Here is a 12,573-nt window from a genome sequence, read left to right on the forward strand (position 1 = left end):
CGGAGTAGATTCTGTGGCCGTGACCACCGACAGCACCGCCCCCGACGACCGTCCCCTCGGCACGACCGACCCCGCCTCCGCCCCCACGGAGGGAACACCGTTCCTGCCCCAGGTCGACGACGCCTCCGGCGCCACCGCCCTCGCCCGCGAACTGCGTCGTCTCCGGGGTCTGGTCGCGGGTTCGGTGTACGAGGACGTCCACGACGCCGTGGCGACCGTCCGCGCTCTCGTCGACCACCTGGAGGCCGTGGGGACCAAGGTCCGGCCGGCCGACTACGCCACCTGGGGCGTGCCGGAGCACATCGCCTCGAACCCCGCGATCGGCAGCCGCAACCCGGTGTCCCCGCCGCTGGAGCCGGTGGTGTTCCCCGACGGCACCGTGCGGGCCGAGCTGCGGTTGGGCATCGAGTACCAGGGCCCTCCCGGGTGCGTGCACGGTGGGATCGTCGCGCTGATCTTCGACGAGATGCTGGGCCTGGCCAACGCGGCGGCCGGGAGCGTGGGCATGACGGCGGATCTGCGGGTGGTCTACAAATCGCCGACGCCGCTGTACTCGCCGTTGCGCTTCGAGGCCCGCCAGGACCGGGTCGACGGCCGCAAGATCTGGGCCGGCGCCACGCTGCACGCCGGGGACACCCTCTGCGCCACCGCCGAGGCCCTGTTCATCGAGCCGAGGGGAATCCGCGACGCCGACCGCGGCCGGCCCATCGAGGGCTGACCATCCCGCCCGCGGCGGTGCCTCAGTTCCCGCGCAGCGCCTTCATCCGCTTGTGCGCCCCGGCCACGATCCGTCCGCGGTCGACCCCGGAGGAGAACTCGACGCCCTTGCGGTTGCCCTCGCCGCCGCAGACGTGGACGGGTCCGGCGCCGATGGAGGCCAGGACCTCCTCCGCGACCTCCGCGGGTTCGCTGACGGTCATCCCCGGCAGGTCCATGTCCAGGCCGGCGCGGATCATGGCGGGGGTCCGGGTGACGCCGAGGATCACCTCGACCACGTCCACCCCGTGCTCCCGCATCTCCAGCCACAGGCCCTCGACAAAGACCCGGCTGAACGCCTTGGCCGCCGAGTAGATGCTCATGTCGGCGTGGCCGAGGTAGCCGGCCATCGAGCCCATCACCACGATGCCGCCGCGGCCGCGGGCCGTGAGGCCGGGTCCGAACTGCCGGATGATCTGCATGGGCGAGGTGATGTTGAGGTCGATCACCTTCTGCACCTGCGCCATGTCGGCCTCGACGAACTCGCAGCCGTAGGTGTTGGCCCCGGCGTTGAGCACGAGCAGGCCCAGGTCGAGGCCCTCGCAGGCCTCGGCGATGGTCGCGGTGGCGCCGGGCTCGGTGAGGTCCACCGGCACGATGCGGCAGTCCACGCCCCTCGCGCGGACGGCCTCGGCGGTCTCCTCGAGGGGGCCGGTCTTGCGGGCGACCAGCACGGAGGAGACGCCGCGGTCGGCGAGACGGAACGCGATCTCGGCGCCCACGCCCTCGCTCCCCCCCACGATCAGCGCCCAGGGGCCGTAGGTCTCGGCATCGAAAGTCTTCGGATTGACGGGTGTCGACATACGCTTGAGTGTATGGCTAGCGACAGCGATGGTCCCTCGACACACCGGGGACCCCTCCCCCGCCACGAGGCCGTGGACAACTTCCAGCTCCACAGCATGCGGGAACTCCTGGGCGAGTCGTTCGACCCGATCCCGGTCCCGGACCTCCCCCCCGCGGACCCGGAGCTGGACCGTTCGGTGGCGGCCCTCCGCAGGATCAGGGACGCGATCTCCGGACTCGCCCACTCGGAGGTGGAGTTGGGTGACATCGCCGACCGGCTGGAGGAGGTGGCCGAGCTGCTCGAGCCGAGGGTTCCGGACCCCGCCACGCGACTGGCCACCATGTGGACCGGTGCCGGGTCCCGGCGGGCGAACCCGGTGGGCGGCCAGGAGAATCCGATCGCCCCGCCGGTGCACTTCCACGCCCACGACGACGGATCGGTGAGGGCGGAGCTGACCCTGGGGCTCGCCTACCAGGGCCCGCCGGGATGCGTCCACGGCGGGATCAGCGCGCTGATCATCGACCACATGATGGGTTTCGCCAACCACTGGGGGGGCCGGTACGGGATGACCGCGCACTACGAGATCGACTACCGCTCGCCGACCCCCCTGCTCCAGCCGCTGCGGTTCCGGGCCTGGGTGCAGGAGGTCGACGGGCGCAAGACCTGGACCCACGCGACGATCCACGCGGGGGAGCGGCTCTGCGTGGAGGCGCGAGGGCTCTTCCTCGAGGCCAGCGTCCCCGTGCCGGGCAGGCCCGACCAACGCTCGACCATCGGAGACGGCCCGTAGTCAGCCACCCGTGGTCAGCCGAAGGTGTCAGCCCTGGACCTCGACCTGCACGACCTTCTGGAGGTAGGGCGCGATGACCGCGGTGAGGCCCGACGCCAACTGGTCGGGATCGTTCGGCGGCAGTGAGATGAAGCTGATCCCGATCCGGGCGATGATCGAGGCCGCCAGCCTGGCCTGCGACACCTCGATCCGCATCCAGCTCTCCGACAGGGCCGGGGTGAGGACCTCGGTGGCGCGCTCGATGAGCGGCCCGGCCTCGGTGGTGATCAGGCGCAGCAGGTCCGGCTTGATGTCCCCGGTGAGGAGGGCGCGGACCAGCGGATCGCGCCGGCTGGACAGCAGGAACCCGTTGATCCCCTCGTGCAGCGCGACCTCGATCTGACCGGGATGTCGGTCGATGGAGTCGCGGATCTCCCCGGCAAACGTCTCAGACAGCTGTAGAGCGTAGGCCTGGGCCAGGCCCTGGCGGTTGCCGAAGGTGCTGTACAGCGTCTGACGGCTCAGCCCGGCCGCCTTGGCCACGTCGGACATGGTGACCGCCGACCAGTCGCGCGAGCCCAGGAGCTCGTGCATGGCGTCGAACACGGTGGACCGCAGCGACCGGCGCTCCCCGCGGGCGTCGCCGGGGGAGCGCCGGTCGCTGGACGGGCGGCTGAGTGACATGGCCTCCATTGTTCCTGATCCTCCCTGCCGCGCGCGGCGCGGCTACCGCACGGGGAGGTAGTCGACCTTGTCCCGCACGCCGCAGTCCGAGCACCGCCAGGTGTCGGGAATCGCGGACCAGGGGGTACCGGCCGGGAAGCCCTCGCGCGGCTCGCCGGCGGTCTCCGAGTAGTGGTGTCCGCAGTTGGGGCACACGTACTCCCCGGTCGGGGAGGTCTGGTCGGGGGCGATGTCGGTGTCCGGGAGCACCTGCTCGGCGACCGCGGTCGGTCCGGCCCCGTACCGCGCGAGGATCCTGTCGCGCTTGGACGGCTGGATGTTGGCGCGGGAGATGTCACCCCCGTAGTGGGCCAGGACGCGCTTGTCCATGACCCTGCGCCACAGCGGCGGCACGTACGCCAGCACCATCATCGTGGCGTACCCCGACGGCAGCTGGGGGGCCTGCTCGAAGCTGCGGAGCACCTGGTAGCGGCGCATGGGGTTGGCGTGGTGATCGGAGTGACGCTGGAGGTGGTAGAGGAAGATGTTGGTCACCAGGTGGTCCGAGTTCCACGAGTGCTCCGGGCGGCAGCGCTGGTAGCGGCCCGCGGAGGTCTTCTGGCGCAGCAGTCCGTAGTGCTCGAGGTAGTTGACCACCTCCAGCAGCGAGAACCCGAAGACGGCCTGGACGGCGAGCCAGGGGGCGATCTCCCACCCGAACACCGCGATCAGCCCGCCGAACAGCACGACGGTCATGAGCCAGGCGTTGAGGTTGTCGTTCCGGATGGTCCACGGGTTCTTGCCCAGGCGGCCGAGCCGCTCCTTCTCGAGCCGCCAGGCGGACGTCAGCGACCCGACCACGCTGCGCGGCAGGAAGGCCCAGAACGACTCGCCGAACCGCGAGCTGGCGGGATCCTCGGGCGTCGCGACGCGGGCGTGGTGGCCCCGGTTGTGTTCGATGAAGAAGTGGCCGTACCCGGTGGTGGCGAGCGCGACCTTGGAGAGCCACTTCTCGCTGCCCGCGATCTTGTGGCCGAGCTCGTGTGCGGTGTTGATCCCGATCCCGCCGGTGATCGCGACGGTCCAGGCCACGCCGATGGAGGCGGCGATCCCGAGGCCCCCGTCGTAGCCCAGCCACGACAGGTCGTCGGCCGACCACAGGTAGGCGGCCGCGATGAGGGACGCGTACTGGAAGGGGATGTACAGGTAGGTGCACCACCGGTAGAACGGGTCCGCCTCGAGCCGGTCCATCACCTCGTCCGGCGGGTTCTGCCCGTCGGCGCCCACGGCGAGGTCGCCCAGCGGGATCGCCACGTAGACCAGGACCGGGAGCAGGAACCACGCGACGGTGGCGGCGGGCCCCCAGCCCAGGGCGTTGAACCCCGCGACGAACGGCATGGACAGGAACAGGCCCATCGCGGGGATGAGCCCGAGCAGCCACAGGTACCGCTTGGCGTCGGTCCAGGCGTACGGCTCGACGTCGGCGTGGTGGTGGTGCGCGTCGTGGGCGTCCGCCCCCCCGGCCTGGCGGATGTACTCGGTGCTGGACATCGGACGACCTCCGAAGATCGACATGAGTGTGGCGTATGCCACTGTGTGGAGACCAGATTAGACAAAAGACGGCGTCGTGTCTAGACAAGCGCCGGGATTTTGTCCACGAGCGACGGCGACGAGCCTCGCGACCACGGGGCCGGGCCGGAATAAGTGGGCGGTGGGCCGGGTTGTACCGACCGGTCGTCGGGACTCCTCTCCCGGCGTCAGAGGAGTCGACGACGTGACAATGCAGCAGGCCGCCATGCGTACGCTCATGCGGGCCGAGAACACCAACATCTCACTGGATCGAAGCGTCTTCACCCGCGAGAACTTCCGCCGCATCGGGCGGTTCGCCCGCCCGCACACCCGGCTGATCGTCCTCTTCCTCATCCTGTCCGTCTTCGGTGCCACCCTCGCCGTGGTCACCCCGCTGCTCGCGGGCCGGGTGGTCACCGCGATCGTCGACCGGGCCGAGGTGCGCGTCATCTTCCTGCTCGCCGCGGCCATCGCCGTGATCGGTCTGGTCGAGGCGGTCAACAACGTCGTCACCCGCCTGTGGTCCGCCCGCATCGGTGAGGGTCTGATCCTGGACCTGCGCAGGTCGGTCTTCGACCACGTCCAGACCATGCCGGTCGCCTTCTTCATGCGCACCCGGACAGGTGCGCTGGTGAGCCGGCTCAACAATGACGTCATGGGCGCCCAGCGCGCGTTCTCCGACACCCTCTCCGGGGTGGTGTCGAACCTCGTCCAGTTGGTGTTGACGCTGATCGTCATGGCGGGGCTCAACTGGCAGTTGACGGTGATGTCGGTCCTGCTGTTGCCGGTCTTCCTCTTCCCCGCCCGGTACGTGGGCCGGCGCCTCGCCCGCCTCCGTCGCGAGGCCTCGGACCTCAACGCCTCGATGAACGACCAGATGACGGAACGCTTCAACGCCGGCGGCGCCACGCTGGTCAAGCTCTTCGGCCGCCCCGAGGCGGAGTCGGCCGAGTTCGCCTCGCGCGCCGGCCGGGTCCGGGGGATCGGCGTCCGCACGGCGCTGCTCATGAGCGTGTTCATGAACTCCCTGACCCTGGTCTCCACCCTCGCCCTGGCACTGGTCTACGGCGTGGGCGGATGGTTCGCCCTCAACGGCGGGATGGACGCGGGCTCCGTCGTGGCGCTGGCCCTCCTGCTCACCCGCCTGTACGGCCCCCCGACCTCGCTGGCCAACGCGCCCATGGACGGGGTGACCGCGGTCGTCAGCTTCGAGCGCGTCTTTGAGGTCCTGGACCTGGAACCGCTGCTCAAGGACTCCCCGGACGCCGTGGACATCCCGGAGGGCCCGGTGACCATCGAGTTCGAGGACGTCCGGTTCTCCTACCCCTCGGCGGACAAGGTCTCCCTGGCCTCGCTCGAGGAGGTCGCCGTGCTCGACTCCCGGGGTGGGCAGGAGGTCCTCCACGGGGTCAGCTTCCGGGCCGACCCGGGGCAGATGGTCGCGCTCGTCGGGTCGTCCGGCGCCGGGAAGTCGACCATCGCGTCACTGCTCCCGCGGCTGTACGACGTGGACTCCGGTGCGGTCCGGGTATCCGGTCTCGACGTGCGCGAGGTCACCTCGTCGTCGTTGCGCCGGACGGTCGGCATGGTCACCCAGGACGGCCACCTCTTCCACGACACGATCCGGGCCAACCTGACCTTCGCCCGGCCCGAGGTCACCGACGAGGTGGTCTGGGACGCGCTGCGGCGGGCCCGGCTGGAGGCCCTGGTCCACTCGCCCCGGGACGGCCTGGACCCCGTGATCGGTGACCGCGGCTACCGCCTCTCCGGCGGCGAGCGCCAGCGTCTCACCATCGCCCGGCTGCTCGTCGCCGAACCCTCCGTCGTGGTGCTGGACGAGGCCACCAGCGCGCTGGACTCCACCAACGAGTCCGCCGTCCAGGAGGCCCTCGGCGAGGCGATGTCCCACCGGACCTCGCTCGTGATCGCGCACCGGCTGTCCACGGTCCGGGCGGCCGACCGCATCCTCGTCCTGGAGGGGGGAACGGTCGTGGAGTCCGGCACGCACGCCGAGCTGCTGGCCGCCGGGGGCCGCTACACCGAGCTCTACGAGACGCAGTTCGCGGACCAGGAGTAGCGGCCGGTCAGACCGCGCCCGCGGCGATCGCCGCCGCGACCCGGTCGGTGTCCTGACCGGTCCACCCGGGGGGATCGAGGATCGCGGCCCACATCCAGGCCGCGTCCGGGCCGAAGGAGTGCCCGTGACCGTCGGGGACGTCCGCCGAGAACACCATGTCCAGGGTCACCTGCCAGAACGTCACGAACGGCATCCACCGCACACCGGGGTCGAGGTCGGGGCCGAGGGGCTCGCGCAGCCAGTCCGGCCGCTGCAGCAGCAGGTCGAACGACCACCAGGTGATCGGGTCGGACGCGTGCTGCCAGTACACCACCCGGGGCGAGCCCCACGGTGCGCCCTCGAGGTCGAGGTCCGGTCCGCCCGCCGCGAATCGCACGTGCTCGCCGCCGTCCACCACCGGGAGCCGCTCCGGGGAACCGGGGTCGCGGTGGGCGGTGACGTAGGCCCACTGCGGGGAGAAGTTCGGCGTCCCCACCCAGAGCGCGCCGTCGGTCCGGGCCACCATGTCCTGCGTTCCCCCGAACGCGCTCTGGCCGCCGAACGACCCCAGGCTCTCGCCGAAGGTCACCAGCTCCGGGCGCTCGCCCTCGGGACGGTCCTGCACGGCCCGCTCCACGGCCTCGAACAGGGCGCGGCCGGCGATCTGCGGCGACTCGCGGTCGGCGAGGAAGGACAGGGGGCTGGGCAGGAACGAGTACTGCATGGCGGCGATCGCGGAGTCGCCCCCGGCCGTGTACTCGAGTCCCGCGGCGACCCCGGCGTTGACCCAGCCGCGGCCGGTCGTGGTGGCCACCGCCACGACCGACCGGTCGAACGCCCCCGTGCGCTCGAGCTCGTCCACCACCAGGTCGGCGACCTCCTCGATGGTCGCGGCGGCGTCATGCCCGGCGTAGACGCGGATCGGGGTGAGCGCCGGTCGCCCGGTCACCTCGGCGATCCGTGCGGCGGAGGGCCCGCCCGCGACGAACGTCCGCCCCTCCTTGCCCAGGCTCTCCCACGGCTGCGTGGACGCCGGCGAGCCGGACCTCTCGGGGGCGTCGGGCCGCCAGACGCCGTCGGCGGTGCCGTTGTCCGCGGCGGCGGCCATCCTCCCCGCCGCCCCGAGCAGGCCGCGGTAGGCCACACCGTTGACCGACAGCACGGCGATCACCGCCACCAGGACCAGGGCCACCAGCCGGGCGACGGGGGTCGGGACACGGCGCGCGACGACCCGGGTCAGCGCGGCGGTGCCCCGCCGGATCCCGCGCGCCGCCGCGAGGAGCAGCGCCGCGACCGCCACGGCCAGCACCAGGACCAGCAGGTAGTTGGCCCGGTCGATGCGCTCGACCCCCGCCAGGTCCCGGGTGATCTGCTGCCACCACGAGCCCAGGACCAGGAACGTCGGCACCGTGACCGCCGCCGCGGCGGCGAGCGCCCACCAGCCGATCCGGCGGAGTCGCGCGGGGACGTCCGGGGAGACACCGCAGGACCGGACCGCCCAGGCGAGCAGACAACCCAGGCCGTATCCGGTCGCGAGGCTGATGCCCGTCGCCAGCGCCTGCAGGTACCAGGCCCGGGGCAACAGCGACGGCGTCATGGACCAGACGAAGAACAGCAGCGCCAGCGTGAGCCCGGCCGGGTGGAGCGATCGTGCGTACTCGCGGATCCGGACCGCGGCGGGGGAGGTGGGCATCGTCCGTCCAAGTGGCTCGTGACCGGAGCGGACCGCCCGGCGCGTGCACGAAGCATATCTGCCTCCGCGCACGCGCCGAGGGCTCAGCTCTCCAGGTTCAGGCCCAGCTCGCGGGCCGCGAGGGCGGCGTACTTGGAGGTCTGCTCGAAGGCGGACTCGAGGGGCTGGGCGTCGGTGAGGTCGGCGATCTCGTTCCAGCGTTCGGCCACGACCTCGGGGGTGCGGGCACCGTCGGGGAGGTAGACGCCGCGGCTCTCGACCATCTGGGAGACGGCGAACACGCCCGCGCCGGCGCCGAGGATGGTCTTGGTGGGGGCCTGGTCGCTGACCATGAACAGGGCGCCGGGGGCGATGGTCTCCGGGCCCATGATGTCCAGCACCTGCTGGGGGAGCAGGTCCTCGGTCATGCGGGTCGCGGCGGTGGGGGCGATGGCGTTGACCCTGATGTCCTTCTTCGCGCCCTCGATGGCCAGGACGTTCATGAGGCCGACGAGGCCGGACTTGGCGGCGGCGTAGTTGGACTGCCCGAAGTTCCCGTAGATGCCGGAGGTGGAGGTGGTCATGAGGATGCGGCCGTAGCCGGCCTCGGCCATGTGGGGCCAGACGGCCTTGGTGCAGTTGACCGAGCCCATGAGGTGCACCTCGAGGACCTTGCGGAAGTCGTCGGTGGACATCTTGGCGAAGGACTTGTCGCGCAGGATGCCGGCGTTGTTGATGAGGACGTCGATGCGTCCCCACTTCTCGATCACCGAGGAGACCAGGGCGTCGACCGCGGCCTCGTCGGTGATGTCGTTGCCGTCGACCATGGCCTGGCCGCCGGCGGCGGTGATCTCGTCCACGACGAGTTGGGCCGCCGAGGCGGTGCCGCCCTCGCCGTGGACGTCGCCGCCCAGGTCGTTGACGACCACCTTGGCGCCGCGCTCGGCCAGCGCGAGGGCGTAGGCGCGGCCGAGGCCGCCGCCGGCGCCGGTGATGATCGCGACGCGATCGGTGAAGTCGATGGTGTGGGCCATGAGGTGCTCCTGGGGTCGGGAGGGGATCGGGTGGAGTGGTGTGCGGGCTGGTCAGCCGAGTTCGCCGCGGACGTACGCCTCGTAGGCCGGGAGGTCGAGGAAGCCGTGTCCGGACAGGCCGATCACGATGGACGGGCCGGTACCCGCCTCGCCGGTGTGCTTGCGGGCCTCGGCCACCGCGCCGGCGATCGCGTGGGTGGACTCGGGGGCGGGGACGATGCCCTCGGCCTTGGCGAACTCCACTCCGGCGGCGAACGCCACGTTCTGCTCCACCGCGATGGAGTCGAGCAGGCCGAGGTGCTTGACGTGGCTGACCAGCGGCGCCATCCCGTGGTAGCGGAGGCCGCCCGAGTGGATGGGGTCGGGCACGAAGTCCTGGCCGAGCGTGTACATCTTCATGAGCGGCGTCAGCCCGGCCACGTCACCGTGGTCGTATCGGAACTCGCCCTCGGTCATGGACGGGCAAGCCGTCGGCTCCACGGCGACGACCCTGGTCTGCGCCCCGGCCAGGTTCTCGCGGATGAACGGGAACGCGAGGCCGGCGAGATTGGAGCCGCCTCCGGCGCAACCGAAGAGGTAGTCGGGCGCGCCCTCGCCGAACATCTCGAGCTGCTTGAGCGCCTCCTCGCCGATGATCGTCTGGTGCAGGCACACGTGGTTGAGCACGGAACCCAACGAGTACCGGGACTCCGCGTCGCCGGCCGCGACCTCCACCGCCTCGGACACCGCCATGCCCAACGACCCCGGGGTCTCGGGATCCTTGGCCAGGAAGGACCGGCCGGCCTCGGTGAGGTCGGAGGGGCTCGGGTGCACCGTGGCGCCGAAGGTCTCCATGAGCATCCGGCGGTACGGCTTGGACTCGAACGAGGCCTTGACCTGCCACACCTCCACCTCGATGCCGAAGGCCTGACCGGCAAACGCGAGGGAGGCCCCCCACTGGCCGGCCCCGGTCTCGGTGGTGAGCTTGGTGATGCCCTCGGCCGCGTTGTAGTAGGCCTGCGCCACGGCGGTGTTGGGCTTGTGCGACCCGACCGGGCTGGTGCCCTCGTACTTGTAGAAGATCCGTGCGGACGTGCCGAGCGCCTTCTCGAGGCGCCGGGCGCGGATGAGGGGCGAGGGACGCCACAGCCGGTAGATCTCCTGCACGGCCTCCGGGATCTCCACGTAGCGCTCGGGCGTGACCTCCTGCTCGATGAGCGCCATCGGGAAGAGCGGCGCCAGATCCTCGGGACCGAGAGGTTCCTTGGTGCCGGGGTGCAGGTGCGGCGCCATCGGCTCGGGCAGGTCCGCCTGGATGTTGTACCAATGGGTCGGCATCTCGCTCTCGGGGAGAATTGCCTTGACCAGCGAGCCGGACGCGTCTGTCGTCATGTGGTGTCCTCGGAGGGTGTGTGTGGGGGGTGAGCCGCGTCTCATCCTAGGAGGTCTCGCCGCATGGGCAGGTGGGGGATCCTCTCATCGAGGTAGTCCTCGCCGCTGCGGACGAAGCCGAACCGCTCGTACCACCCCTCCAGATGGGCCTGCGCGCCGATCTCGACGGGCCGCTCCCCGCACAGTGCGAGGCCCCGCCGGATCAACCGGGCGGCGATCCCCCGCCCCCGCCATCCGGGTGCCGTGCACACGCGCCCGAGGTGCATGGCCCCGCCGTGGTCGTCGGGGCCGAAGACCCGCAGGGTCGCCACGAGCCGGTCCGGCTCACCCGCGTCGCCCGGGGTCCAGGCCAGGAGGTGGGTGGTCCCGGGGTCCGCGTCGACGTCGTCGATCTCCGCGTACGGGCACTCCTGCTCGGCGACGAAGACGTCCACGCGCAGCTTGTACAGCGCGTGGACGTCCATCGGGCCCAACCCGGCCAGGGGAGAGGCGAGGAGCCTGAGGTCGGGGTGGTCGCTCGGCTCGTCCCCGCGTGTCACTCGCCGGTCGTGGACCCGTCGCCGGGCACGTCGTCCGACGGCTGCGGCGCGGAACCGGCCGCCGCACCCGGGACGGCGCTGCCGGCGGCGGGCGAGGTGTCGGCGTCCTGGTCGGCGGGTCCCTCGGGATCGGGGGAGTCGATGGTCAGGTCCTCGCCCGTCTCGCCCGTCTCGGCCGGCGCGGCCGCGGGGGCCGGAGCCGGCGCCGACGGACCGGGGCCGCGGAGGAAGTACGCGGTGGCGCCCGCCACCGCGGCCCCACCGGCGAGGCCGACGATCCACAGCGGGGCGAAGCGCCGCATCGGGCTGCGCTTGGCCTGGGGCTGGGCGAGGGCGGAGGTCTGCTCGCGCAGCGCCTCGGCGTGCTGCCTGGCGTCCGCGGCGAGGCCGCCGAGGATCTCGGCCTGCTCGGCGCGACGGTCACGCACCACCTGGAGGCCGCGGCTCGCACCGAAGAGGGCCAGGCCCACGGGCCCGCGGGTGGCGGCGAGGGCGGCCTCGCCGAGGAACCGGGGGTCCTTGAGATCGAACGCCTTGCGGGCGGCGGTCCTGGCGGCCCGGATCTCCTTCTCGGCCTGCTTCACTGCTTCTCGCTCGGCGGCGCGGTCGCTTCGTCTGCTCATGGGTAGATGGTGGCACAGGCCCCGGGTGCCGACCACCTCCTCGCCGACATCGCCCGCGGGGGCGTGGCAGGATGGAGCGCGTGAGCATCGCAACGCAGACGGCAACCATCCACACGAACAAGGGCGACATCGTCGTCGAGCTGTTCGGCAACCACGCACCCGAGACGGTCGCGAACTTCGTCGGCCTGGCCGACGGGTCGAAGGACTACTCCCAGGCCAACGCCAAGGGCGAGAAGACCGGTCCGTTCTACGACGGCTCGGTCTTCCACCGCGTCATCTCCGGCTTCATGATCCAGGGCGGAGACCCCACCGGCACCGGGCGCGGCGGCCCGGGCTACCAGTTCAAGGACGAGTTCCACCCCGAGCTGCAGTTCTCCGAGCCCTACCTGCTGGCCATGGCCAACGCCGGCCCGGGGACCAACGGTTCGCAGTTCTTCGTCACCGTCGGCCCCACGCCGCACCTGAACAACCGGCACACCATCTTCGGCAAGGTCGCGGACGCGGACTCGCAGAAGGTCATCGACGCCATCGCCACCACCAAGACCGGCGCCATGGACCGCCCGGTCGAGGACGTCGTGATCGAGTCGATCGAGATCTCCTGACGGACCATCCGTCCGCACCGGCGGCGCGGGACCGGGGGAACCCGTCCCCCGCCCCCGGGCTGTCAGCCCCATCGGCCCGGACCCCATGAGCACCCAGACCCACGGCGGGGGCGCCCTCTCCCGCTTCTTCCGCCC

Annotated in this window: 12 protein-coding genes; 4 read left to right on the forward strand and 8 right to left on the reverse strand. The window is 71.6% G+C overall.

Annotation, left to right across the window (positions count from 1 at the left end):
• Positions 1-19: 19 nt before the first annotated feature.
• A complete protein-coding gene (locus tag Q0444_RS03255) occupies positions 20-718 on the forward strand; it encodes a PaaI family thioesterase (protein ID WP_291081322.1) in 699 nt (232 codons plus the stop codon).
• Positions 719-740: 22 nt separating this feature from the next.
• Here the strand turns inward: Q0444_RS03255 and Q0444_RS03260 are convergent, their stop codons facing one another.
• Positions 741-1,559, reverse strand: a complete 819-nt coding sequence (locus Q0444_RS03260) for an SDR family oxidoreductase (protein ID WP_291081320.1) — start codon at positions 1,557-1,559, stop codon at positions 741-743.
• 12 nt (positions 1,560-1,571) lie between these two features.
• On the opposite strand from Q0444_RS03260, the gene Q0444_RS03265 reads away from it, so the two are divergent.
• The gene (locus Q0444_RS03265) at positions 1,572-2,330 is read left to right on the forward strand and encodes a PaaI family thioesterase (protein WP_299021366.1); all 759 of its coding nucleotides are present in this window, start codon (positions 1,572-1,574) and stop codon (positions 2,328-2,330) included.
• A gap of 27 nt (positions 2,331-2,357) precedes the next feature.
• On the opposite strand, the gene Q0444_RS03270 is transcribed toward Q0444_RS03265, so the two are convergent.
• Positions 2,358-2,993, reverse strand: coding sequence for a TetR/AcrR family transcriptional regulator (locus Q0444_RS03270; RefSeq protein WP_291081316.1), 636 nt, complete (start codon positions 2,991-2,993; stop codon positions 2,358-2,360).
• 42 nt (positions 2,994-3,035) lie between these two features.
• The gene (locus Q0444_RS03275; RefSeq protein WP_291081314.1) at positions 3,036-4,523 is read right to left on the reverse strand and encodes a fatty acid desaturase; all 1,488 of its coding nucleotides are present in this window, start codon (positions 4,521-4,523) and stop codon (positions 3,036-3,038) included.
• Positions 4,524-4,779: 256 nt separating this feature from the next.
• On the opposite strand from Q0444_RS03275, the gene Q0444_RS03280 reads away from it, so the two are divergent.
• Positions 4,780-6,618 carry an ABC transporter ATP-binding protein gene (locus tag Q0444_RS03280; RefSeq protein WP_299021380.1) on the forward strand — a complete coding sequence of 613 codons (1,839 nt, stop codon included), beginning with the start codon at positions 4,780-4,782 and terminating at the stop codon, positions 6,616-6,618.
• 7 nt (positions 6,619-6,625) lie between these two features.
• On the opposite strand, the gene Q0444_RS03285 is transcribed toward Q0444_RS03280, so the two are convergent.
• The 5 genes from Q0444_RS03285 to Q0444_RS03305 form a co-directional block, all read right to left on the reverse strand.
• Positions 6,626-8,290 (reverse strand): alpha/beta hydrolase, encoded by a 1,665-nt coding sequence (locus Q0444_RS03285; RefSeq protein ID WP_291081312.1) that lies wholly within the window; start codon positions 8,288-8,290, stop codon positions 6,626-6,628.
• Positions 8,291-8,373: 83 nt separating this feature from the next.
• Positions 8,374-9,303, reverse strand: coding sequence for an SDR family oxidoreductase (locus Q0444_RS03290; protein WP_291081310.1), 930 nt, complete (start codon positions 9,301-9,303; stop codon positions 8,374-8,376).
• A gap of 51 nt (positions 9,304-9,354) precedes the next feature.
• The gene (locus Q0444_RS03295) at positions 9,355-10,674 is read right to left on the reverse strand and encodes a TrpB-like pyridoxal phosphate-dependent enzyme (RefSeq protein ID WP_299021375.1); all 1,320 of its coding nucleotides are present in this window, start codon (positions 10,672-10,674) and stop codon (positions 9,355-9,357) included.
• A 41-nt stretch (positions 10,675-10,715) separates the two neighbouring features.
• Positions 10,716-11,213, reverse strand: coding sequence for a GNAT family N-acetyltransferase (locus Q0444_RS03300; RefSeq protein WP_291081306.1), 498 nt, complete (start codon positions 11,211-11,213; stop codon positions 10,716-10,718).
• On the reverse strand, positions 11,210-11,836 hold the full coding sequence (locus tag Q0444_RS03305) for a hypothetical protein (protein ID WP_291081304.1): 627 nt from the start codon (positions 11,834-11,836) through the stop codon (positions 11,210-11,212). Before Q0444_RS03305 ends, Q0444_RS03300 begins: the two co-directional genes overlap by 4 nt.
• A 71-nt stretch (positions 11,837-11,907) precedes the next feature.
• On the opposite strand from Q0444_RS03305, the gene Q0444_RS03310 reads away from it, so the two are divergent.
• The gene (locus tag Q0444_RS03310) at positions 11,908-12,438 is read left to right on the forward strand and encodes a peptidylprolyl isomerase (protein ID WP_291081302.1); all 531 of its coding nucleotides are present in this window, start codon (positions 11,908-11,910) and stop codon (positions 12,436-12,438) included.
• Positions 12,439-12,573: the final 135 nt, after the last annotated feature.

Origin of the sequence: uncultured Dietzia sp. (genome assembly GCF_937873725.1) — a bacterium.
In the GTDB taxonomy this organism is placed as follows: Bacteria; Actinomycetota; Actinomycetes; order Mycobacteriales; family Mycobacteriaceae; genus Dietzia.

Excerpts from the sequence above, each read along its gene's own strand:
- Q0444_RS03260 (WP_291081320.1), bottom strand. The coding sequence starts at position 1,559 with ATGTCGACACCCGTCAATCCGAAGACTTTCGATGCCGAGACCTACGGC.
- Q0444_RS03265 (WP_299021366.1), top strand. The coding sequence starts at position 1,572 with ATGGCTAGCGACAGCGATGGTCCCTCGACACACCGGGGACCCCTCCCC.
- Q0444_RS03270 (WP_291081316.1), bottom strand. The coding sequence starts at position 2,993 with ATGTCACTCAGCCGCCCGTCCAGCGACCGGCGCTCCCCCGGCGACGCC.
- Q0444_RS03275 (WP_291081314.1), bottom strand. The coding sequence starts at position 4,523 with ATGTCCAGCACCGAGTACATCCGCCAGGCCGGGGGGGCGGACGCCCAC.
- Q0444_RS03280 (WP_299021380.1), top strand. The coding sequence starts at position 4,780 with ATGCGGGCCGAGAACACCAACATCTCACTGGATCGAAGCGTCTTCACC.
- Q0444_RS03285 (WP_291081312.1), bottom strand. The coding sequence starts at position 8,290 with ATGCCCACCTCCCCCGCCGCGGTCCGGATCCGCGAGTACGCACGATCG.
- Q0444_RS03290 (WP_291081310.1), bottom strand. The coding sequence starts at position 9,303 with ATGGCCCACACCATCGACTTCACCGATCGCGTCGCGATCATCACCGGC.
- Q0444_RS03295 (WP_299021375.1), bottom strand. The coding sequence starts at position 10,674 with ATGACGACAGACGCGTCCGGCTCGCTGGTCAAGGCAATTCTCCCCGAG.
- Q0444_RS03305 (WP_291081304.1), bottom strand. The coding sequence starts at position 11,836 with ATGAGCAGACGAAGCGACCGCGCCGCCGAGCGAGAAGCAGTGAAGCAG.
- Q0444_RS03310 (WP_291081302.1), top strand. The coding sequence starts at position 11,908 with ATGGAGCGCGTGAGCATCGCAACGCAGACGGCAACCATCCACACGAAC.